Source organism: Paraburkholderia tropica (assembly GCF_014171495.1).
Taxonomy (GTDB): Bacteria; Pseudomonadota; Gammaproteobacteria; order Burkholderiales; family Burkholderiaceae; genus Paraburkholderia; species Paraburkholderia tropica.
In genome coordinates this window covers 598,478-619,475 of the sequence record NZ_CP049135.1, presented here as the reverse complement: position 1 = coordinate 619,475, position 20,998 = coordinate 598,478, and the positions used below count along the sequence as shown (strand labels likewise).

Here is a 20,998-nt window from a genome sequence, read left to right as displayed (position 1 = left end):
GGGCGGGACTAAATGGCAAGCAAGATTTCAATCGCGATCACCGCGAAGAATCAGGCATCGGGGCCGATCGGTAAGGTGCAGAACAGCCTGGCCAAGCTTCAGGCGCAGGCAAACCGCGGGAAGCTGACGAATCTGGGCAGTTCCATCAGTGCTGGCCTCTCGACGAACCGCGGCGCGCTGTCGGAGATCGCGAGCTTCGTGGGTAAGGCGGGCGTCATCGGCGGCGTGACGGCGCTGACACTGAAGATCGCCCAGCTCGAGTCGCAATGGTCGTCATCGGTGCGCTCGATGAGCAACCTGTCGATCCGCAGCGGGCTTTCGACGTCGAGCGCCTATGGCGTTCAGTATGCCGGCCGTCTGGCCGGTCTGTCGCCTGAGCAGGCTGATGCGGGTATCGAACAGGTCCGGCAGACGTATAGCGACGCGATCAACAACCGCAATCCTGAAGCGCTCAAGCGGTTTCAGGCTGCCGGGATTTCGACCGACCCTAACCGGTTGGAATCGATCGAGTCGGTGCTCACGAAATTGTCGGCATACGCCGAGCAACTGCGTGGACAAGGGAAATATGGGGGCGCGCAGAATTTTCTGAACGCGTCTGGAGCCGGTTCACTGGTGGACTTCCTGAATCGCGGTCCGGCACAGGTGGCCGCGGATCTGGAAACGGCGAAATCCTACATTCCGACGGAGCAGGACGTGCAGCGCGCGCGGGAATACGCGGATGCATCAGCGAAACTGGACGTCACGTACGACCGCCTCAAAACGACGATCCTGAGCGGCCTTGAGCCGGCCCTGAATTCACTGCTCAGCGGCATCCAGTTCTTCTTCGATGCAGCCGGTGGGACGCGGCCTAAGGCGCAGCCTAACGGCTCGGATAGAACCGAGCAGCGCTTGTGGGACGGCTTCGAGCGTGCTGGCAATTTTCTGCGGGGCAATGGCGGCATGACGAATGCCGAGCTGTACGCCGGCACCGGCGCCGATGGTCAGCCGGCTACGCAGAATTTCTCGACCCCGGGCTCGCTCGAAAAAGCGCGCTCGATGGTCGAGTGGTATGTCAATCACGGCCTGTCGCGCGAACGTGCGATCGGTCTTGTTGCAAATGCGACGCGCGAGAGCGGCCTTGATGACCGCGCGGTCGGAGACGGTGGAAAAGCGGTTGGGCTGTTCCAGTGGCATCCCGATCGACAGGCTCTGTATGAGCGAACGTTCGGCCGTCCATTGGCGCTGGCGTCGCGCGAGGAGCAGATGGGCTTCTCGCTGTGGGAGCTCAAGAACAACGAGGCTGCTGCTGGGAAGGCTCTCCTCGCCTCAAACTCGGCTGATGAATCCGCGGCCCGGATTTCGTCGCTCTATGAGCGGCCTGCGGACCCGCGCGAGGCACAGACGCGCGCAGGTATCGCGCGCGAACTCGACAGCCAGCTCGGTCAGGCGCAAACCGCCGATACAGGCAAAGTGCGCGTCGAAATCGTGCACAAAAATGCGCCGCCGGGGACGAGCACGAATGTGACATCCACGCCGGACGTCGACACGCAGCTCAAAACTGATCGGCAGCAAGCGTCGCTTGGCGACCAGTACGCCTTCAATCCTGGGAATTTCTGATGCCGAATGCAGACCGTCTCGTCGACGACAGTGCTGTTAAGCCTGACGTCGACGAAGTGCGAGTGTTGTTGACGCAGGACGCATTGACGCTGAAGGGCTGGAAGTCGGTTCGAATCACGCGCTCTGTTGAGGTTGGGACGTCAGAGTTTCAGATGACGTGCTCCGCTGATGCGAACACGTTGAAGCTTCTGGGGAAAGAGGGCGCACCCGTCACGGTTTCGATTGGGGACAGTCTCGTTCTGACTGGATTCGTCGAGACGATCGAGACATATCTCACGCCGAAGATGCATGAGATTTCGATCAGCGGGCGCGGCAAGCTCGGCGACCTCGTCGACTGCTCGTGCCGTATCGACCGGGTCAACGCCAATACGAATCTGACGCAGCTTTGTACCGCAATCGCGTCGTCGTACTCGATCTCCGTCGTGGTGCCGGATTCGGCGACGCAAACGGCGCTGGCCGCGCAATTGCCCCTTCCACGTCAGATCGTCAGCATCACCGAGACGGCATGGGAGGTCATTGAGCGATACGCGCGCTATTGCGGCGTGCTCGTCTACGAGAGTGAGAAGGGAGAGCTCGTACTCTCGCAGGCCGGCGAAGAAGCCGGGACATCAGGCGTCGCGCTTGGGCAGAACATCGAGGCGATCGTCTGCACGAAGAGCACGCTCGGAACGTTCAGTACCTACAACGCAGTGCTCAGCGCTTACAGCGCAGGGACGGACGATGAGGACATTCCGAGCATTCCCGTCGTGACCGTCGTCAACACCGGCGTGGCGGCCAACGCTGCACGGATTAGGCCGACGTATTTCGTGTCCGAGCAAAGCGCGACAGACCGCGACTTCATCACCAAGCGCGTGAACTGGATGGCTTCGCGCGCATACGGTCGCGCGCGCCGCGTTCGCGTGCTCGCAGACAACTGGCGAGACGGCAGCGGCGCCGTGTGGCGCGTGAATGTCAGCTATCCGGTATCTGCTGCCGTCGTCGGGGTGCCGGATAACACCATGCTGCTGCTCGCCGAAGTGACGTTCATTCTCAACGAAAACGGCACGCACGCTGAGCTTGTCTTCGGCCCGAGGCAAGGATTTCTGCCGGAACCGATCGCGCTTGACGTTCTGCCTATGGACGAGTCGACGCAGTCCCCTACGGAGCAGTGATGATTGATCAGCTGAACCGGCTCGCGCGGCGCGTGCTGCTTGCGCTCGCGCGCGGCACGATCACGCTGGTCGATGACACGCAATCGGTCCAGAAGCTTCAGGTGCGCGTGAACGCGCTGGAGCTGATTCCAGACGTGCCACGCGTTGCTGAATACGGGCTGACGTCTAATCCGCCGTCCGGGACGCTCGCCGTCATCGGATTCAAGAACGGCGACCGTAACGACGGAATCGTGATTGCCACGTCGAACGCGAAGTATCGGATGACGGGCCTCGCGACAGGCGAGGTCGCAATCCACGACGACAAGGGGCAGTCGGTATACCTCTCGGCGGCCGGGATCGTTGTGAATGGCGGCGGCAACCCGATCACGCTGACGAACACGCCGAAAATTCGCGCGGAGACGCCGCTGCTCGAATGCACTGGCGACATTGTCGACAACTGCGACACGACCGGCCGGAGCATGGTGGCAGATCGGGAGATCTACGACTCGCACACGCACAAGTTCGTTGCGCAGAGCGGATCGAGCAACCTGGTCACAGCAGCACCGACGCAACAGGAGTGACGTATGTCTGACATTTCCGTCATCTGGGACGTCGACAACAGCCGCGGCGACTGGTTGTTCGTAGCGCCGGCGCTCGTCACTGGCGACGACCTGCAGTCTGCAGTGCTGGTGAGCCTCTTCACGGATCGACTTGCGAGCGACGACGATTCGATTCCGGACGGCACGGGCGATCCGCGCGGCTGGTGGGGCGACATTGGGGAGGACGTGCCAATCGGTTCACGGCTATGGCTGCTCGATCGTTCGAAGCAAACGCAGGAAGTGCTGAATCTCGCGCGCGACTACATCATCGAAGCCCTTCAGTGGATGGTCGACGACGGCGTGATCGCCAGTATGGATGTGCAGACCCAATGGGTTCGTGACACGTTTCTCGGCGCGCAGATCATCCTCTATCAACCGACCGGCCCGCAGATTTCCATGACGTACGCATGGGCCTGGCAACAGCTCACCTGACATGCCATTTCAGAGAAAGACGCTCACCACCCTGATCTCAGAGGTGGCCGCTGACATTTCCGCTTCGCTGAGCGGTGCCGACGCGCTACTGCGCTTCGCGGTGCTGAAGGTGATCGGGAAAGTGCAGGCGGGGCTGTGCAATCTTCAGTTTGGCTATCTCGACTGGATTTCGCGCATGGCGGTGCCGTTCACAGCCGAGGACGAGTATCTCGAAGGCTGGGCCGCGCTGAAGAAGGTCTATCGCAAGGTCGCATCGGCCGCACAGCTCTCGGTGCAGTTCACCGGCACCGTTGGCAAGCCGCTTAGCGCTGGGACGAGCGTGGTGCGAAGCGACGGCGCGACGTACACCGTCAACGCGACCGGCACTGTCGGCGCGGACAGTACCGTCACGGTGACTGTTACGGCGGAAACCGCGGGATCGGCCGGTAATTCCGATGTCGGCACAGCGATGTCACTCGGGGAGGCCGTGGACGGTATCCAGACGGCTGGGACCGTCGTCGCAAACGTGGAGTCTGGCGCGGACATCGAGGACGACGATGATCTGCGCAGCCGCATGCTGGAAGCCTATCAGGGCGCGCCGCAGGGCGGCGACGTCAGCGACTACGTCGAATGGGCCGAGGCTGTATCCGGTGTAACACGCGCATGGTGCGCGCCAAATGGATTCGGCGCGGGCACCGTCGTGGTCTACACCATGTGGGACGACGCTGAGTCGGCGCACAACGGCTTCCCGCAGGGAACCGATGGTGTTTCCCAGAACGACGCAGGCCCGGGCGGTACGCCGCGCGGAACCGTCGCTACTGGCGATCAGTTGGTGGTCGCAGACGCGATCGTGAGCGAGCAGCCTGTGACGGCTCTTGTCTATTCGGTATCGCCGATCGCGAACAATCTGACGATCACGCTTGCGGGGCTGACGTCGGCGACAACGACGACGCGCGCCGCGATCTCGTCTGCAATCGCGGATGTGCTTTTTCGGAATGGCGACCCGCGCGCTGGCACCATCAACCGCGACGACATCGCCGCAGCAATCCGCTCTGTCTCTGGCACTGGCGGCTTCCTGATCAACCTCATTCAGGGTGTCGTGGGCACCACCACGACGACCTATACCGGAAACATCACGAGCGGCTTCGGGCAGTTGCCCGTGCTCGCGAACGTGCTCTACGTTTGAGGACTCATGCTGGCACCGAACATTCTCGCGGCGGACTTCCTGAAGGCGCTGCAGGGGCTGATGCCGCGTGGGCGAATCTGGCCGCGCGCGAGCGATGCAGTGCAAACGCAGGTGCTTTCGGGGTTGGCGCCGAGCTATGAGCGCGCCACGTCGCGCGCGAATTATCTGCTCGTCGATGCGTTCCCGTCCACGCCGTATGAGCTCCTGTCCGAGTGGGAATCGACGTTGGGACTTCCTGACCCGTGCGCGGGAGAGGCCCCGACGATCCCGCAGCGGCAAGCGCAGGTGCTCGCGCGCTTCGTGGGCGGTGGTGGCCCTTCGATCGAAAGCATCGTCGAGTTCGCAGCGAACCTTGGCTACACGATCACGATCACCCAGTTCGCAGAAGCGCGCGCTGGTCAGTTGCTGGCCGGTGAACCGTGCTACGGAACTGACTGGAGTTTCGCGTGGCAGGTGAATTCGCCATTGAACACGGTCACGTATGCGCTGGCAGGCGCGATGGCAGCCGGTGATTCTCTCGCATCGTGGGGCAATGCAGTTCTTGAGTGCGAGATCGACGAGATCAAGCAGGCACACACCATTCCAATCTTCGCCTACTCGTAAAGAGGCACTATGTATCGCATTGACGACGCAACCGCATCAACCACGCTGCCGACGCCCGAGACGGCCAGTACCGAAGGATACTTCACCGAAGGCAACCCCGCGACGGGGACGTTAGCCACGAAGGTGCGGGGATCCTGGCTGAACATGATTCAGGAAGAGCTTCGTGCCATTGTTGTCGCGGGCGGCCTGACCCCGAGCAAGACCGTTTACAACCAGGTCTTGACCGCGATTAAGGCGCTCGGCACGGCGGGCCAGCTTGGCGCCCAGCCGCATGGTCAGTGCCGACTGTCTGTCGCCAGCCCGACTTCCTTGCTGCTCTCGCCGTACAACGGCAATCTGCTCACGGTCAATGGTGCGCCGACCCAGATTCCGGCTGCCGGTCTGACGTTGGCGAACACTGGCTTGAGCGGGCCGGTTTCTGTCTCGTCGTACAGCCTCACGTCGAATGTGATGACGTTGACGACGTCGACGGCTCACGGCCTCTCCGTCGGTTCGCGCGTCTACATCGAGAATGAAGCGCTGGGCGCGAACGGATCGTATGTCGTCACGGCAGTCGGAAGCACGACCACCTTCAGCTTCGCATTTACGGCGAGCAATGCCAGCGGCAGCGAGTCTGGCTGCACGGCGCAACCCGTCTACTACGCGTATGTGAACAGCACGCCGGCGCTCGTCGCCAGCCAGGTTGGTTATACGGTCCAGTCGAACGGCATTGCGACGCAGACGGGCAATACCGCGCTCACGCTGGTCGGCATGTTCATGGTGAATGCCTCGGGGTTCATCGACTCGGACGCTTATCGCTGGTGCCTGAACTGGTTTAATCGACGCCCGCGGCGCGCCGCCGTCGCAAGCACCGCTACCGGCACGTATAGCAGCACGACCGCTTACGGCGAAGTGTCTTCGGTGTACCGTACTCGCTTCATGATGTGGGCAGACGATGTCCCGCAGTTGATCTTTACTGGCACAGTCACGGGGCCGTCTACGGCCAGTTCGATTAACTATGTCGCAGCAATCGACTCCCCCGGAAACAGCATGACGCCCGCCACCTTGCAAACTACGGGGTCGTCGTATTCGTCGACAATAGCTGGCGTCGGCATCGTAGATGCTACCGTTTCGGCGCTTCTGACGCCCAACGAGGGGGGCACTGCTCAATGTTGACGGCAAAAATTGGCGCGAACGGCGGCACGTTCACCGTGAACTCGATACAAACGAACGTTTCGTTATTCGGCTAGAAACACGTATACCCTGAGACAGATCGCCGCATGTGTGATAATCGCCCTCCGAGTTTTCGATGCTTGAGAAGAGGGTGACAATGCCGGATGTGGAAATGCTGCATGCATACGTTTCGCCGAAAGATCAGTCGTCGTTGGATCTGCTCCCCGAAGGACTCCAATCCGGGGAGCAGATTTTCAGATTTTTGCCTGGCTCTGATCTGAAAATTCCGGACTTCAGAGACATTTCCACTCTTCGCGCTGACTCGCGCGCGTCCCTCGAAATGTATGACTTCGAGGGCGCGCGAACCATCTACAGAAATTTTCTCTCCTGGATGTTTCGGACCTTCGATGCGGACGAAGGCGAATTCCGAAATGATCTGCTCAATCGTCTTCAATTGCGGCCTAATTCACGAGTCCTCGTGACTGGGTGCGGCATAGGCGATGACGTTTTCGCACTGGCTGACCTGCTAGGTCCAGAAGGGATGATTTTCGCTTCGGACTTGGCTCCCGAAATGATCCTGGCGACTCACGCAGGTCTGGCTGAACGCTCCAGCGAATCCAAGGCGAACGTCAGTCTGAGCGTGTGTGACGCATGCAGCCTTCCTTTCTCAGGCGGATATTTCGATGCGGCATTCCACTTTGGCGGAATCAATCTGTTCGATGACGTTGGGCTTGCAATCAACGAAATGGCGCGTGTCACGCGCGATGGTGGGCGAATTGTATTTGGTGATGAAGGCGTAGCCCCTTGGCTGGCGAATACCGAGTATGGTCGCATGGTGGTCGCAAACAACCATCTGTGGAGCGCAAAAGCTCCGATCGATTTATTGCCGTTTTCCGCCGTCAATCCGAAACTCAGTTGGGTGTTGGGGAATTGCTTCTACGTCATCGAGTTCGAAAAAGACACAAATGGCCCGTCGATCAATCCCGATATTCAGCACGTGGGCCGTCGCGGCGGGTCGATGCGAAGCCGGTATTTCGGGCAGTTGGAAGGCGTGGATCCGGGGCTTAAGGATCAGGTATTGCGTGCGGCCGCCGACAAAAAAATGAGCGTCGCCGATTGGCTTGCTCAAGCCGTCGGCGACGCCTTGAAATCGTCGAAACCCTAAAACCGATAGCGCACCATAACGACGTGCGCGCCTGTCGCCAAGCCGGGATAGGGGTTCCACTTCTGGCTGACCTGGTAGTAGCGGTACGACAGCGAGAGCGGGCCGCGCGCGATCGATGCGCCCGCTACAAACCCGACCTGGGCTACCGTCTTGTGCGAAAGGTCGTCCCATTGGCCGCTCAGGTCGTAGAGTGATTCGTGCCACGTCTGCCAGTAGACCCATGCACCAGCCTCGGCACCGAATCGCCAGCCGCGGTAGGTATAGCCGACATCGAGCGTGGCCGGAATGCCCTGGAGATGGCCGTGGCCGCTGAACGGGCTGTAGCGCTCGCCAGCGTAATCCACGATCTGGTGTGTCTTCGGGTTGTACTGATCGTCGGGAACGCCCATGACGGATGCGCGCTGCTCACCGAGGTAGGTGTAACCGACGTGCCAGCGCACGTCCCATGGGCCGCGCGCCCAGACTGGACCTGTGAATCCGGCGAGGAGCGCGGGGAAGGTCAGCTTCTCGCGGTTGTCGGGTGCGCCGTCCTGAATCCACACGCCGTCGCCCATGTCCTTCGCGACGCCAAATCCAACGCCCGCTTCGAACTTGATGTAATCGCTGACGCTGTCGGCGTGCGCTTGCGACGCCGCGGCGCAGCCGAGCGTCATGGCTACGGCTGCTGCTCTCCATCGGGCACCGGGGAATCGGCGTTCAAATCGATCGTCGCCCCGATGTGGCGCATGCGCTGCAGGACCTTCTCGATGGTCTTCTCGTCGAGCTCCATGCGAGCGGCCGCGAAGAACAGCATGTGCGGATTCATGTCCCGCGGCTTCTCGCCCCCCGTGTAATTGCGCCATTGCCGGCCGCTCGACACCCCGAACAGGGTTGCCATTTTGGAAGCGGAAAGCCCGAGCTCGCTCTTGAGGCGGTCGAGATCCTGCGGGGATGGCGGAGTGTAAAGCATGAGCGGTTCCAACACCCAGGCGGGTGCGAAAGCAGAGTTTCATGGCAGTGTCCTTTCGGATAGACGGGCCGCGCGCGTGCGCTTCCAACAGTTCCGAATGTAGGACGTTTGGGCCTATGTGTCAAGATTCCTTGACGCGTTATTTGCCGGCTTTCTTTTTTGCGTCGATCGAATCGAGGACGTACTCAAGGATTTCTTGCTTGAGCTCGTTGTACTGCTGCATGTTCACGAACTGGTTAGGGTCTGTTTGAGCAAGTGACGCTTCAAGTCGCGCGACGATTTCAGCGTTCATCGAGCGCTTGTTCTTTTCCGCTTCGGCCGCGATTCGATCGCGCATTCCATCAGGGAGGCGCACGACGAACTGCGCCGCCGACCGGCTGGGAGGTTTGGTGTCTTTGCTCATGGCTCGAACGATACTAGCCAATTGCTATCTTTTCCATGATCGCCACTTGCGATGATCGCACTTTGATACTATGCTTTGTAAACACCGTATCTAACGGTGTTTACAAAATGGAGGGAGCAATGAAGGGTGCAAGGCAGATGCCTCAGGTCAACATCCGTATGCCAGAGGATTTGAAGCTTTACCTCGAAGATTCGGCACGCAGCAATTTGCGCAGCTTGAACGCAGAAATTGTGTCTCGCCTCAGGGCCGACGCAGAAATGAAAAACGCCCAACCGGTTGCAGCCGGTCAGGCGTTGGTGACGCAGTGAATCCCCGATCAAAAGGAAACACAGATCATGACCAATAGTAGCACAACGATAGCAGCACGCCAGGTCAAAGTGCCGTTTCATGGCGCTGAATTGCATGTCGTCGAGCACAACGGCCAGCCGTACACGCCCATGAAAGCGATCGTAGACGGTATGGGCCTCGCATGGCAGCCGCAGCATCGCAAGCTCGCTGAAAACGGACAGCGTTGGGGTATCACCGAAATGGTGATGCCCACTCTCGGCGGCCGGCAGTCGATGATCTGCATGCCCCTTCGCAAGCTGCCGGGTTGGCTGATGTCGATCGAGCCCGGAAAAGTTCGCGACCTTTCGGTGCGTGCTCGGGTTATCCAGTTTCAAGACGAATGCGACGACGTCCTCTGGCAATACTGGAACGACGGCATCGCCGTGAATCCGCGCATGGCGTTCTCGGTGAACACGGGCGACGTTCTGACGGGAGATCAGCAGGAAACCTTGCGCTTGATGGTGAAGACGCTCGTCGAGCGCTTGCCGAAGGCAAAGCAGGGCGGCGCGGCGACGCGTATCTGGTCGAAGCTGAAGGCGCATTTCAAAGTGTCGTACCGGCAGATCCCGCAGATCGAATTCACGGAGGCCGTGAGTATCGTGACGCGCACCGCAGCCGAGTGGGAGGTCGTCGAACCGGAGCCTGAGCCTGGGATTCGCTTCGCTGTTCCTGGGCACGGCCGATACCTGGTGGTTGCGAGCCATCTCGGCTCGTACGTCTATAACCTCGGCAGTTTCAGCATCGTTGCTTCGGACGAGGCGAGGCGTCTGCAACTCGAAATGCTCGCGTTGAGCGAAGACCTCGCGCGGACGAAAAATCGCCTGAGTGCAATCCTCGCAGACGGAAACAACACCGTTTTCCGGCCCGTCGCAGACGGACTGAGATTGATGTAGCACGAAGAATTAGAAGCACGAAGCCGCCTCCGGGCGGCTTTTTTCATTTCTGGCCGCCGTCGTAGCGGTCGCTTTCACGGGGATCTCTTTGAACCACGAATCGATCGACAGGCGCGCTGCAGACCATCAGTGGCGTCTCGAAATGGAGTCCCGCATGACGAACTTCGAGCAGTCCATGACGGAGTACAAGGCCGCGCTCGCCGCTAACACAGAAGCGACATTGCGCGTCGAGTCGAACACGATCGAGCTCGTCGAGCTTTTGAAGATGGCGAAGAGCGGTATCAGTTTCTTCACTGGTACCGGCCGCGTGATTCGCAAGGCGGTTATCTGGTTCGGGCCGTTCATCACAATCGCGGCGGCCCTTTGGGCGATGGCGCATGGCAAATGGCCGGGGGAATCGTGATCCTGGCTCTCCTCTACGCCGAATTGCGGCGCGACGAGGGCGTGCGCACGACGCCCTACAAGGACACGCAGGGCAAGCTGACCGTGGGCGTAGGCCACAACCTCACAGCGTTGCCGCTGCCTGCCGGCTGGACGTATCCGCTCACGCAGGCCCAGATCACTCAGCTGCTGATCGCCGACGTCGCCAGCACGCTCGCGCAGCTCGACGCGCGAGCGAAGTGGTGGCGCACGCTCAGCGAAGTGCGGCAGCGCGTCGTGGCCAACATGGCGTTCAACCTCGGCGTCGACAAGTTCCTCGGCTTCGCGCGCGCTATCGCCGCGATGAAGGACGGTGGCTGGGACACGGCGGCCGACGAGATGCAGTCTTCGCTCTGGTTCAAGCAGGTCGGCGCGCGCGCAGTGCGCCTGTGCGATGCGATGCGCGCTGATGTCATGCCTGTCGCCGCCGGCGTCGCTTAGAAATTCCTCACACGCATAAAACACGTTTATGCGTGTCACGCATACGCCGCCTCAGGGCGGCTTTTTTCGTTTACGCCCATGTCCGTCGAACAGATCCATAACGAAAAAGAAACGCTCTCCGTCGAGGTGAACATCCCGGGCCACGAGCCGCGCAAATCGACCGCGCTGTTCGAACGCACGCGCAAGCAACTGCTCGCGCGCGACGGCGCGCGGTGCTTCATCTGCAATACGACGGCAGAAGAGTCGGGGCACCCGCTCGAGGCTCATCACCATCCGATCGAGCGCAGCTTCGCCGAGATGATCGACTGGGATCGCTTCAGGGAAGACGCGCTCGCCGGGTTTTGGGGCGAGTCGATTCGTGCATTCGACTGGGCGTCATTCACGCACTGGGAGCAGTTCGTCGACGACATGACCGTCAACGGGCTGCTGCTCTGCAAGGCGCACCACACCGGGAAAGACGAGGGCATTCACGCACTGCCGTTCCCGATCTACATCGCGCAGAAGTACGGGCGCGAGGGCTACCAGTTCTCGCCCGTCGAAGTCATCCACCACGAAAAGTAGGAGCCACCATGAATCAGACCTCTCCGGCGGCCACCGGCACCGCTGGCGCCGTGATCACCTGCCTCGTCGCGCTCATCTCGGTCGCAAACGCGCGGCTCGGGCTGAACCTCAACGCGCAGGATCAGGTGTCGATCGCAACCGGCCTCGTCGTCGGCGCGCACTGGCTCGTCGAGCAGTACGCCGCACGGCAGGCGGCGAGCCAGACGAAGGCGCCGTGATCCGCGCCGCGCTTGCTGCGCTGGCGCTTAGCGGCTGCACTGTGATCGAGCACGTTCAGGTGCTGCCGACCATCAACCCGGACACATACGACGTCTCATGCTGCGTCGCGTATGCGGAGATTCCGCCGTCGACTCGCCTGAGCGTCACCGTGAAGAAGAGCACCACGAGTTTTTCCATCAAGGCCGGCGCCCGCTGGCAGTTCTGAAGTCCATCCTGCCGCGCTCGCGGCGCTTATCCAGAAGGCATTCACCATGAAGAAGCTTTTTGCCGCACTCGCGGCAGGTATCGTCGCGCTCGCGCTTTCCGCATGCGGTTCGACCGGCACTTCGACAGCGACGTCGACCACCGTGGCGGCCACGGCTGCGACCATCCTCGCGAACCTGCAGACGGTCGTCGTGAACGGCTGCTCGGTCGTGCAGCCGACGCTCGAAAGCCTGAGCTCGATCGACGCGAGCGTCGCCGCGGCGGCGACGGCGAACGGTCTGTTCTGCACGACGGCATCGGCGATCACGGTGACGTCCGCGCAGACGCTGCTCGATACCGGCATTCCGGCAGTGATCAGCGCGGTGAACGCGTCGACGTATATCGCGGCCGCGCAGAAGCCGATCATCGTCGCCGCGCTCAGTTTGTTCGAGCTGACCGTCAAGAACGCGATCACGGCCTACAACAACTCGATCGGCGCTGTGCTGGGCACGGCGGCGGCCACCGGTACCGCGGCGGTATCCGATTCGGCGGCTTCGGCGCCGGTGGCGGCATCGAGCGCATCGTGAACTTCGCCGAGATCCTCGCGGCAGCGCGCCGCGCCGACGCCGCGTACATCATCGACACGGCAAAGGCACGCGCCGCGTTCGAGGCGCTGGGCTACACGTGGATCGGGCAGTTCAAGGACAACGACAGCCAGGCGGTGCTGTCGCGCGACGCGCGCGGCGCGGTCTATCTGTCGATCAGCGGCACGCGCTTCAGCGACGGAAAGCTCGGCGATCTGTTCGACGACATCACCACGTTCCCTGTCAGTCTCGGCGACGGCGTGCAGGTGACGCACGGCGCATACGACGGCTGTGCGGACATCTGGGCATGGGCGAAAGCCCAAGTGCCGCGTGGCACGGTGTTTAACGTCGAAGGGCACTCTCTGGGCGGCTGGCGCGCGACGTACACGCCGCTGTTCCTTCCGGCCGCGCAGATCGGCGCGCTGCACGCGTTCGAGCCGCCGAAGGGCGCGAACCTCGCATACTTCCAGAAGTACAGCGCGGAGCTGGCGCGCCTCGTGGTCGTCGGGAATGGGGCAGACGTGTGGTTCGGCTATCCGCGTCTGGATGGGCGATGGATCCATCGGCCGGGTGAGATGCTTCACCTGCTGCCGACCGGGTATCGGATCATCGACACGTCGGCGTGGCCGGGCGGTCTTGATCTGGGCGATCACGACATCGATCTGGTCGTGAAGCGACTCACAGCGATCGTTGCTGCGCCGGCGGCGACGGTTTAACAGGCCGCAGGCTGTATTTGGGGATTACAACCCAAAGCCTGTAACGGCCGATGTTATAAGAGCGAAAAAAAGCCGCCGCATTGTTCGGTGCGGCGGCTAGTGCGAGTCTCCTGGCGCTATTTGCCAGTGGCTGCGGAGGTGTCGGGACCGCAGCCAGACCACACGCTATCAGGACATAAACCTTTCGCAAAGCTTTCGAAACGTTTGTCTGTCAATTTACCCCGCCTCTCAGCGCGCATTACCGCGCCGCTTCCTGAATCTCGCCACTCTCTCTTCTACTGAATCGTAGGCGCGCTCGAAGTAGGCGCAGCCATGCTGCGGCAAGCCGACGACCATGCGGACGTCACGAAAGCACCAGGTGTGCGGCCCGCGCCACGCGATGCCGCCATAGAACTTGCACTTGATGCACGGCCGATCTTCGCCCATCGCGCTTGCCATTTTCTCGCCCCATATACTGTACGTATATACAGTGTGCTACTATCGCGCCGTATCTGTCCACTACCGGCGCGCTATCCAAAACGGCTCTATAAGTGTTTGATTCCTTTAGTGCTAGGATGTGCATATCGGGGCCGCGCAAGGATTGCGCAAAAGGCTCTAACGCATTGATTTAATTCGTAAAATTGCCTTCAAATAAGCTAATCCGTATCCGCGGTGCCCGCCAGCACAATCTCAAGAACCTCGATCTCGATTTGCACACCGGCGAAATGACGGTGGTCACCGGGCCGTCCGGCTCGGGTAAATCGAGTCTCGTGTTCGACACCCTTTACGCGGAAGGCCAGCGCCGTTACGTCGAAACCTTCAGCGCCTACGCGCGTCAGTTCCTCGACCGCATGGACCGCCCGCAGGTCGATCGTGTGGACGGCGTGCCGCCCGCGATCGCCATCGACCAGACCAATCCGGTGCGCAGTTCGCGCTCGACGGTCGGCACGATGACCGAGCTGAATGACCATCTGAAGCTGCTCTACGCGCGCGCCGCGAATCTGTTCGACCGCGTGACCGCGCAGCCGGTGCGCCACGACACGCCCGAAACGATCTACGCCGAACTGCTCGCGCGCACGGCGGTGGGCGATCCGCGCCTCGTCGTGACGTTTCCCGTCGAACTGCCCGACACCACCAGCGAGGAAGAAGTCGCGCAGTGGCTGTCGGCGAGCGGCTATACGCGCGTGCAGGCGCAGCGCGAAGTGAAAACGGCCGAGGGCACGCGCAAGGTGCTCGACGTGGTCGCCGACCGTTTCCGTTTGCAGAACGCCGAAAAGAGCCGCGTGATCGAGGCCATCGAAGCCTCGCTCAGGCGCGGCGCGGGGCGCGTGAACATTTATGTCGTATCGGAAACGGACGCTCAAGCCGAGGTTTCCGATGCGAAACCCGAACCGGTGATCTGGCGTTTCTCGACCGGCCTGCATTGCCCGGACAGCGATCTGCGCTACGCCGATCCGCAACCGGCGCTGTTCTCGTTCAACTCCGCCTACGGCGCCTGCGATGCGTGCCGTGGATTTGGCCGCGTGATCGGCGTCGACTGGGGGCTCGTGATTCCGGACGCGCGCAAGAGCCTGCGCGGCGGCGCGATCAAACCGCTGCAAACGCCCGCATGGAAGGAGTGCCAGGACGACCTGATGCGCTACGCCGCGAAGGCCGGCATTCCGCGCGACACGGCGTGGTCGGAGCTGACGCAGGCGCAACGCGACTGGGTGATCGACGGCGCGCCGGACTGGAAGGGCAGTTGGCAGACGCAGTGGTACGGCGTCAAACGCTTCTTCCAGTATCTGGAGTCGAAGGCGTACAAAATGCACATCCGCGTGCTGCTGTCGAAATACCGCAGCTATACGCCGTGCGAAACCTGCGGCGGCGCGCGCCTCAAGACCGAAGCGCTGCAATGGCGTCTGGGCAGTCAGGAGAACGCCGACGAGGTGCTCGCGCCCGCCGCGCGTTTCATGCCGCACGGCGTGGACTGGTCGCGCGCGCAACTCGAAGCGCTGCCGGGCCTGACGCTGCACGACGTCATGCTGCTGCCGATCGAGCGCATTCGCCGCTTCTTCGACAATCTGTCGCTGTCCTCCGCATTGCTCGACGATGCGTTGAAGCTCCTGCTCGCCGAAGTGCGCACGCGCCTCAAGTATCTGTGCGACGTGGGCCTCGGTTACCTCACGCTCGATCGCCAGAGCCGCACGCTCTCGGGCGGCGAAGTGCAGCGTATCAACCTGACCACGGCGCTCGGCACCTCGCTCACGAAGACGCTGTTCGTGCTCGACGAACCGAGCATCGGCCTGCATCCGCGCGACCTGAACCGCATCGTCGAAGCGATGCAGCGGCTGCGCGACGCGGGCAACACGCTCGTGGTCGTCGAACACGATCCGTCCGTGATGCTGGCGGCCGACCGTCTGATCGACATGGGGCCGGGCCCGGGCGAGCGCGGCGGCTCGATCGTCTATGACGGCACGCCCGCCGACATCCGTTCGTCCGGCACCTTGACGGGCGAATATCTGGGCGGCCACCGCGCTGTCGCGGACGCGTCGAACTGGGAACGCCGTCCCGTCGATGCCAAAACGCCCACGCTGCTGCTCGAAGGCGCGAGCGAACACAATCTGCGCGATGTGACGGTGGCGTTTCCGCTGCAACGTCTCGTCTGCGTGACGGGCGTGTCGGGTTCGGGCAAATCGACGCTCGTGCAGGACGTGCTGTATCCGGCGCTCGCGCGCCATCTGGGCAAGGCCACCGAATCGCCGGGCGTGTTCCGCAACCTGAGCGGCGCCGAGCAGATCAGCGACGCCGTGTTCGTCGATCAGTCGCCCATCGGCAAGACCGCGCGTTCGAATCCGGCCAGCTATGTGGGCGCGTTCGACGAGATCCGCAAGCTGTTCGCCAAGGCGCCGCTCGCGAAGCAGCGCGGCTATACGGCGGGGATGTTCAGTTTCAACTCGGGCGAAGGCCGTTGCCCGACATGCGGCGGCTCGGGTTTCGAGCACATCGAAATGCAGTTCCTGAGCGACGTCTATCTGCGTTGTCCGGATTGCGACGGCAGCCGTTATCGTCCCGAAGTGCTCGAAGTGAAGATCGAGCGCGGCGGCCGCGCGTTGTCGGTGGCCGACGTGCTCGACCTGACCGTCAGCGAAGCGGCGCAATGTTTCAGTCAGGATGCCGAAGTATTGCGCGTGATCCAGCCGATCGTCGACGTGGGCCTCGAATACGTGAAGCTTGGCCAGCCCGTGCCGACGCTCTCGGGCGGCGAAGCGCAGCGTCTGAAACTCGCGGGCTTTCTCGCGGAAACGGCGCAGTCGCGCGGCAAGGAAAAGACCGCGGGCGGCCGGTTGTTCATGTTCGACGAACCGACCACGGGTCTGCATTTCGACGACATCGCCAAGCTGATGCGCGCGTTCGGCAAGCTGCTCGCGGGCGGTCATTCGCTGCTCGTGATCGAACATAATCTCGACGTGATTCGCGCGGCCGACTGGCTCATCGATCTTGGTCCGGAAGGCGGCGATGCGGGCGGCGAAGTCGTTTGCGTCGGCACGCCCGAAGAGGTGGTCGCGTGCCCGCGCTCGCACACGGGTGCGGCGCTCGAACGCTACGAAGCCGCGCTCGGCGCCGCGAACGGTGTGCTCGTCGCCGAAGAAGAGGGCGTCGCGTTGCAGACGGCCCTGCGTGCCGCGCAGGCGCGCCGCGAGATTCAGGGCGAGGACGTGGTGCGCATCGTGAATGCGCGCGAGCACAATCTCAAGGCGCTCGACGTCGATATTCCGCACGGCCGTTTCAACGTCATTACCGGCGTGTCCGGTTCGGGCAAGTCCACGCTCGCGTTCGACATTCTTTTCCACGAAGGTCAGCGCCGTTACCTCGAGTCGCTGAACGCCTACGCGCGTTCGATCGTGCAGCCCGCGGGCCGTCCCGAAGTGGATGCGGTCTACGGCATTCCGCCGACCGTTGCGATCGAGCAGCGTCTGTCGCGCGGCGGCCGCAAGAGTACGGTCGCGACCACCTCGGAAGTCTGGCACTTCCTGCGTCTGCTCTATGTGAAACTCGGCGTGCAGCATTGCGTGCACGACGGCACGCCGGTCACCTCGCAGAGCGTCGATGCCATCGTCGCGCAACTGCTGCGCGAGCATCGCGGCCAGCATGTCGGTCTGCTCGCGCCGCTCGTCGTGAATCGCAAGGGCGTCTATACGGATCTCGCGAAGTGGGCGAAGGGGCGCGGCAACACGCATCTGCGCGTGGACGGCGAATTCGTGCCGGTCGCGCCGTGGCCGAAGCTCGACCGTTTCCGCGAGCACACGATCGAACTGCCGGTCGGCGATCTCCTGATCGAACCTGAAAACGAGGCGCAATTGCGCACGCTGCTCGACGCGACGCTCGAAGCGGGCAAGGGTGTCGTGCATCTGCTCGCGCCGCTCGACGGTCTCGACGGCGCGCTCGAAAACGGCGGTTCGACGCTCGGCATCGGCGAAGTAAAGGTGCTGTCGACGCGGCGTGCGTGTCCGGTTTGCGGCACCAGTTATCCCGAACTCGATCCGCGCATGTTCTCGTACAACAGCAAGCATGGCTGGTGCACGACCTGCGTGGGCACGGGCCTCGCGCTCACGCGCGAACAGCGCGCTGTCTACGACGACACGGTGATGTCCGCCGACGATCGCGGCCGCGAACAGACCTTGCCGTCGGAAGAGCAGGAGCCGGACGGCATGGTCGACGAACCGTGTCCGGACTGCCACGGCACGCGCCTGAATCCGGTCGCGCGCGCGGTGACGTTCGATGAACAGCCGATCGTCGATATCGCGCAATGGACGGTGGGAGAAACGCGTCGCTGGATCGAATCGCTCGAACTCAACGGCCGCGACGCGCAGATCGCGCGCGACGTGATCAGCGAAATTCGCAGCCGTCTGCAATTCCTCGAAGAAGTCGGGCTCGGTTATTTGAGTCTCGATCGCGCCGCGCCGAGTCTGTCGGGCGGCGAGGCGCAGCGTATCCGTCTCGCGGCGCAGCTCGGCAGCAATCTGCAAGGCGTGTGCTACGTGCTCGACGAACCGACCATCGGCCTGCATCCGCGCGACAACCAGATCCTGCTCGACGCGCTGCGCAGTCTCAACGACAAGGGCAATACGCTCGTGGTCGTGGAGCACGACGAGGACACGATTCGCCGCGCCGATCACATCATCGATATCGGGCCGAGCGCGGGCAAGCGCGGCGGGCGCGTGGTCGCGCAAGGCAAGGTCGCCGATCTCGCCGCGCAGCCGGACTCGCTCACGGGCCGCTATCTCGCGCATCCGATCGTGCATCCGCTGCAACCGCGCCGCGAAGTGAAGGCCGCGCGTGCGGGCCGCGAGGCGGTGCCCGAGCAATGGCTCACGGTGCATGGCGGCAAGCTGCACAATCTGCGCAACGTGACCGCGCATATTCCGCTCGGTCGTCTGGTGGCGATCACGGGCGTCAGCGGCTCGGGCAAGTCGACGCTCGCGCGCGACGTGCTGCTGTCGAATCTGCTCGACGCGGTGGGCCGTTCGGTGCTGTCGTCGCCGGCGGTGCGGCGCGCGCGCAAGGCGGCGAAGGACACCGCGCCGAGCGCGGCGGAGCGCCGTTCGAGCGTGCTCGCGCGCACGAGCGCGAAGCCGAAGCTTGAGGTCGCGCATACGTGGCAAGGCTGCGAATCGATCACCGGATGGGAAAGCATCGACCGCGTGCTCGAAGTCGATCAGACGCCGATCGGCAAGACGCCGCGTTCGTGTCCCGCGACCTATATCGGCGTATGGGACGCGATTCGCCGCCTGTTCGCCGACACGCTCGAAGCGCGCGCACGCGGCTATAGCGCCTCGCGTTTCTCGTTCAATACCGGCGACGGACGTTGCCCGGCCTGCGAAGGTCAGGGCGTGCGCACGATCGGCATGAGCTTCCTGCCGGACGTGAAGGTGCCGTGCGATGTCTGTCACGGACAGCGCTTCAATCCGGAAACGCTCGCGGTGACGTGGCGCGGCCGCAATATCGGCGAAGTGCTGACGATGGAGATCGACGAGGCGGTGGAATTTTTCGCCTCGATCACGAGCATTTCCCATCCGCTGCAACTGATGAAGGACGTCGGGCTCGGCTATCTCACGCTCGGTCAGCCGTCGCCCACATTGTCGGGCGGCGAGGCGCAGCGCATCAAGCTGGTGACGGAGCTGTCCAAGGTGCGCGACGACATCACGCGTCGCGGACAGAAGGCGCCGCACACGCTCTACGTGCTCGACGAACCGACCGTCGGCCTGCATATGGCGGACGTGGCGCGGCTGATTCGCGTGTTGCATCGTCTCGCGGACGGCGGCCATAGCGTCGTGGTGATCGAGCACGATCTCGACGTGATCGCGGAAGCCGACTGGATCATCGACCTCGGGCCGGAAGGCGGCGTGGGCGGCGGCATGATCGTCGGCTCGGCGGACCCGGAAGGGCTCGTCAAGGTGGCCGCGAGCCACACGGGCGCGGCGCTCAAACCGGTGCTCGCACGCGTGGCGAGCGCGGAGCGCGTTGGGGACGAAAGCGCGGTGGCGCCCGTTGCCGAGGCGGCCGCCGATGCCGATGGCGTGAGCGAGTCGGCGGGCGATGCCAGGGCCCGAAAAGGGGCGGGGAAGCGTCGCGCATCGGCGTCGTGATGGACGGCCAGCGCGGCCCCGCAACGGGCCGCGCTGGCCGGAAAGCGCTTGATCAGTGCGGCGCGTGCAAGGTATGATCAGTTCCGCTTGCAGCAAACAGCCGCGCACCCATAGCGGCGGATTCTGGCGAGCGGAGTAGCGGACCGCAATCCCCTCCGAACCGGTCACGGGTTCCACAGCCCAGGCCACCTCATCAGTGCAGCAAGGCTTCGCGGTACGAGCGAAGCCTTTGTCTTTTCAGGGCAGACGATTCGATAGCGATCGGCGCCTTGCCCTTGGCGATGCGAGAGGAATTAACCGATGTTCGACCTCGACGGTGAGGCGCGCGAACGGCTCATCCTGTGGATTCAACACCGCATGGAAGAGTACGGCATTACGCTCGAAGATCTTGAGTCATCAATTGCCGAAAGCGAACGGCAACCGAAGTACCGGGATGCCTTTGGCAATACCTGGAACGGGGAAGGCGAAATGCCGAGCTGGCTTTTGCGTTATAAGCACGCAGGCCAGGATATCGAGCATTTCCGCTGCTGATTGGCCTGTACGGCACGGCGCACGGGCGTTTGCCCGGGGTGGCGTTCGTAATTGCGTTTTGTCGATTTTGCCGGATGGCAATTCGGCTTATTGGCCATTTCCGGTATATTTTTCAGCGATGTTTTAATAATACTATTCGGTTCATTATGGCCGCTTAATGGGCATGGTGGATTCGCCGGTTCGCGTCCCGCTGTATTCCTGTTCGCTGTTCGCGTGATTAACGCGGATGCGCTGCGCCGATCTCTCGCATTGGCGTGGCGTACCGGTTGCGCGACACTGCACGCCGTCTTGTGATAAACAGCAATGCGCGCTTGAACGCGC

General features: G+C 62.5%; 22 protein-coding genes. 19 read left to right on the top strand and 3 right to left on the bottom strand.

What is annotated here, in order from left to right; all coding sequences use genetic code 11:
- Positions 1–12 precede the first annotated feature (12 nt).
- The 8 genes from G5S35_RS17560 (at position 13) to G5S35_RS17525 (ending at position 7,842) form a co-directional block, all read left to right on the top strand.
- Positions 13–1,596 (top strand): phage tail tip lysozyme, encoded by a 1,584-nt coding sequence (locus tag G5S35_RS17560; RefSeq protein ID WP_183039292.1) that lies wholly within the window; start codon positions 13–15, stop codon positions 1,594–1,596.
- Positions 1,596–2,747, top strand: coding sequence for a phage baseplate assembly protein (locus tag G5S35_RS17555; protein ID WP_183039291.1), 1,152 nt, complete (start codon positions 1,596–1,598; stop codon positions 2,745–2,747). The genes G5S35_RS17560 and G5S35_RS17555 overlap by 1 nt, the downstream gene beginning before the upstream one ends.
- A gap of 32 nt (positions 2,748–2,779) precedes the next feature.
- A complete protein-coding gene (locus G5S35_RS17550; protein WP_237181433.1) occupies positions 2,780–3,307 on the top strand; it encodes a phage baseplate assembly protein domain-containing protein in 528 nt (175 codons plus the stop codon).
- A gap of 3 nt (positions 3,308–3,310) precedes the next feature.
- A complete protein-coding gene (locus tag G5S35_RS17545; RefSeq protein WP_183039289.1) occupies positions 3,311–3,757 on the top strand; it encodes a phage GP46 family protein in 447 nt (148 codons plus the stop codon).
- Position 3,758: 1 nt separating this feature from the next.
- Positions 3,759–4,922 carry a baseplate J/gp47 family protein gene (locus tag G5S35_RS17540; RefSeq protein WP_183039288.1) on the top strand — a complete coding sequence of 388 codons (1,164 nt, stop codon included), beginning with the start codon at positions 3,759–3,761 and terminating at the stop codon, positions 4,920–4,922.
- Positions 4,923–4,928: 6 nt separating this feature from the next.
- On the top strand, positions 4,929–5,525 hold the full coding sequence (locus tag G5S35_RS17535; protein WP_183039287.1) for a YmfQ family protein: 597 nt from the start codon (positions 4,929–4,931) through the stop codon (positions 5,523–5,525).
- A gap of 9 nt (positions 5,526–5,534) precedes the next feature.
- A complete protein-coding gene (locus G5S35_RS17530) occupies positions 5,535–6,680 on the top strand; it encodes a pilus assembly protein (RefSeq protein ID WP_183039286.1) in 1,146 nt (381 codons plus the stop codon).
- 133 nt (positions 6,681–6,813) lie between these two features.
- Positions 6,814–7,842 carry a class I SAM-dependent methyltransferase gene (locus G5S35_RS17525; RefSeq protein WP_237181432.1) on the top strand — a complete coding sequence of 343 codons (1,029 nt, stop codon included), beginning with the start codon at positions 6,814–6,816 and terminating at the stop codon, positions 7,840–7,842.
- Here G5S35_RS17525 and G5S35_RS17520 read toward each other — a convergent pair.
- The 3 genes from G5S35_RS17520 to G5S35_RS40005 form a co-directional block, all read right to left on the bottom strand.
- A complete protein-coding gene (locus tag G5S35_RS17520) occupies positions 7,839–8,495 on the bottom strand; it encodes a hypothetical protein (protein ID WP_183039285.1) in 657 nt (218 codons plus the stop codon). The two genes, G5S35_RS17525 and G5S35_RS17520, sit on opposite strands and share 4 nt — an antisense overlap.
- 2 nt (positions 8,496–8,497) lie before the next feature.
- On the bottom strand, positions 8,498–8,791 hold the full coding sequence (locus tag G5S35_RS17515) for an XRE family transcriptional regulator (protein WP_183039284.1): 294 nt from the start codon (positions 8,789–8,791) through the stop codon (positions 8,498–8,500).
- Between the two features lie 139 nt (positions 8,792–8,930).
- On the bottom strand, positions 8,931–9,194 hold the full coding sequence (locus G5S35_RS40005; protein ID WP_183039283.1) for an Arc family DNA-binding protein: 264 nt from the start codon (positions 9,192–9,194) through the stop codon (positions 8,931–8,933).
- Positions 9,195–9,313: 119 nt separating this feature from the next.
- Here G5S35_RS40005 and G5S35_RS17505 point away from each other — a divergent pair, with 119 nt between their 5' ends.
- The 11 genes from G5S35_RS17505 (at position 9,314) to G5S35_RS17455 (ending at position 20,677) form a co-directional block, all read left to right on the top strand.
- Complete coding sequence (locus G5S35_RS17505) at positions 9,314–9,502, top strand: Arc family DNA-binding protein (RefSeq protein WP_202035008.1); 189 nt, start codon at positions 9,314–9,316, stop codon at positions 9,500–9,502.
- A 27-nt stretch (positions 9,503–9,529) separates the two neighbouring features.
- Positions 9,530–10,414: a phage antirepressor N-terminal domain-containing protein gene (locus tag G5S35_RS17500; RefSeq protein WP_183039282.1), complete on the top strand. Its 885-nt coding sequence runs from the start codon at positions 9,530–9,532 to the stop codon at positions 10,412–10,414.
- A 154-nt stretch (positions 10,415–10,568) separates the two neighbouring features.
- Complete coding sequence (locus tag G5S35_RS17495; RefSeq protein WP_183039281.1) at positions 10,569–10,817, top strand: hypothetical protein; 249 nt, start codon at positions 10,569–10,571, stop codon at positions 10,815–10,817.
- Entirely contained in the window at positions 10,778–11,275 is a 498-nt protein-coding gene (locus tag G5S35_RS17490; RefSeq protein ID WP_237181431.1) for a glycoside hydrolase family protein, read from the top strand. The genes G5S35_RS17495 and G5S35_RS17490 overlap by 40 nt, the downstream gene beginning before the upstream one ends.
- A 78-nt stretch (positions 11,276–11,353) precedes the next feature.
- Positions 11,354–11,836, top strand: a complete 483-nt coding sequence (locus G5S35_RS17485; protein ID WP_183039280.1) for a hypothetical protein — start codon at positions 11,354–11,356, stop codon at positions 11,834–11,836.
- Between the two features lie 8 nt (positions 11,837–11,844).
- The gene (locus tag G5S35_RS17480; protein ID WP_183039279.1) at positions 11,845–12,054 is read left to right on the top strand and encodes a hypothetical protein; all 210 of its coding nucleotides are present in this window, start codon (positions 11,845–11,847) and stop codon (positions 12,052–12,054) included.
- On the top strand, positions 12,051–12,260 hold the full coding sequence (locus tag G5S35_RS17475; protein ID WP_183039278.1) for a hypothetical protein: 210 nt from the start codon (positions 12,051–12,053) through the stop codon (positions 12,258–12,260). The genes G5S35_RS17480 and G5S35_RS17475 overlap by 4 nt, the downstream gene beginning before the upstream one ends.
- Positions 12,261–12,306: 46 nt before the next feature.
- Positions 12,307–12,825, top strand: a complete 519-nt coding sequence (locus tag G5S35_RS17470) for a hypothetical protein (RefSeq protein WP_183039277.1) — start codon at positions 12,307–12,309, stop codon at positions 12,823–12,825.
- Entirely contained in the window at positions 12,822–13,538 is a 717-nt protein-coding gene (locus G5S35_RS17465) for an alpha/beta hydrolase family protein (protein ID WP_183039276.1), read from the top strand. Before G5S35_RS17470 ends, G5S35_RS17465 begins: the two co-directional genes overlap by 4 nt.
- 620 nt (positions 13,539–14,158) lie before the next feature.
- Positions 14,159–20,146, top strand: coding sequence for an excinuclease ABC subunit UvrA (gene uvrA / locus G5S35_RS17460; protein WP_183039275.1), 5,988 nt, complete (start codon positions 14,159–14,161; stop codon positions 20,144–20,146).
- 300 nt (positions 20,147–20,446) lie between these two features.
- Positions 20,447–20,677, top strand: a complete 231-nt coding sequence (locus G5S35_RS17455; protein ID WP_065065950.1) for an H-NS histone family protein — start codon at positions 20,447–20,449, stop codon at positions 20,675–20,677.
- The last annotated feature ends 321 nt before the right edge of the window (positions 20,678–20,998 follow it).

Coding starts and splice junctions, on each gene's coding strand:
- G5S35_RS17505 (WP_202035008.1), top strand. CDS start 9,314: ATGAAGGGTGCAAGGCAGATGCCTCAGGTCAACATCCGTATGCCAGAG.
- G5S35_RS40005 (WP_183039283.1), bottom strand. CDS start 9,194: ATGAGCAAAGACACCAAACCTCCCAGCCGGTCGGCGGCGCAGTTCGTC.
- G5S35_RS17470 (WP_183039277.1), top strand. CDS start 12,307: ATGAAGAAGCTTTTTGCCGCACTCGCGGCAGGTATCGTCGCGCTCGCG.
- G5S35_RS17485 (WP_183039280.1), top strand. CDS start 11,354: ATGTCCGTCGAACAGATCCATAACGAAAAAGAAACGCTCTCCGTCGAG.
- G5S35_RS17455 (WP_065065950.1), top strand. CDS start 20,447: ATGTTCGACCTCGACGGTGAGGCGCGCGAACGGCTCATCCTGTGGATT.
- G5S35_RS17525 (WP_237181432.1), top strand. CDS start 6,814: ATGCTTGAGAAGAGGGTGACAATGCCGGATGTGGAAATGCTGCATGCA.
- G5S35_RS17555 (WP_183039291.1), top strand. CDS start 1,596: ATGCCGAATGCAGACCGTCTCGTCGACGACAGTGCTGTTAAGCCTGAC.
- G5S35_RS17515 (WP_183039284.1), bottom strand. CDS start 8,791: ATGCTTTACACTCCGCCATCCCCGCAGGATCTCGACCGCCTCAAGAGC.
- G5S35_RS17520 (WP_183039285.1), bottom strand. CDS start 8,495: ATGACGCTCGGCTGCGCCGCGGCGTCGCAAGCGCACGCCGACAGCGTC.
- G5S35_RS17540 (WP_183039288.1), top strand. CDS start 3,759: ATGCCATTTCAGAGAAAGACGCTCACCACCCTGATCTCAGAGGTGGCC.
- G5S35_RS17500 (WP_183039282.1), top strand. CDS start 9,530: ATGACCAATAGTAGCACAACGATAGCAGCACGCCAGGTCAAAGTGCCG.
- G5S35_RS17530 (WP_183039286.1), top strand. CDS start 5,535: ATGTATCGCATTGACGACGCAACCGCATCAACCACGCTGCCGACGCCC.
- G5S35_RS17560 (WP_183039292.1), top strand. CDS start 13: ATGGCAAGCAAGATTTCAATCGCGATCACCGCGAAGAATCAGGCATCG.
- G5S35_RS17480 (WP_183039279.1), top strand. CDS start 11,845: ATGAATCAGACCTCTCCGGCGGCCACCGGCACCGCTGGCGCCGTGATC.
- G5S35_RS17495 (WP_183039281.1), top strand. CDS start 10,569: ATGACGAACTTCGAGCAGTCCATGACGGAGTACAAGGCCGCGCTCGCC.
- G5S35_RS17535 (WP_183039287.1), top strand. CDS start 4,929: ATGCTGGCACCGAACATTCTCGCGGCGGACTTCCTGAAGGCGCTGCAG.
- G5S35_RS17545 (WP_183039289.1), top strand. CDS start 3,311: ATGTCTGACATTTCCGTCATCTGGGACGTCGACAACAGCCGCGGCGAC.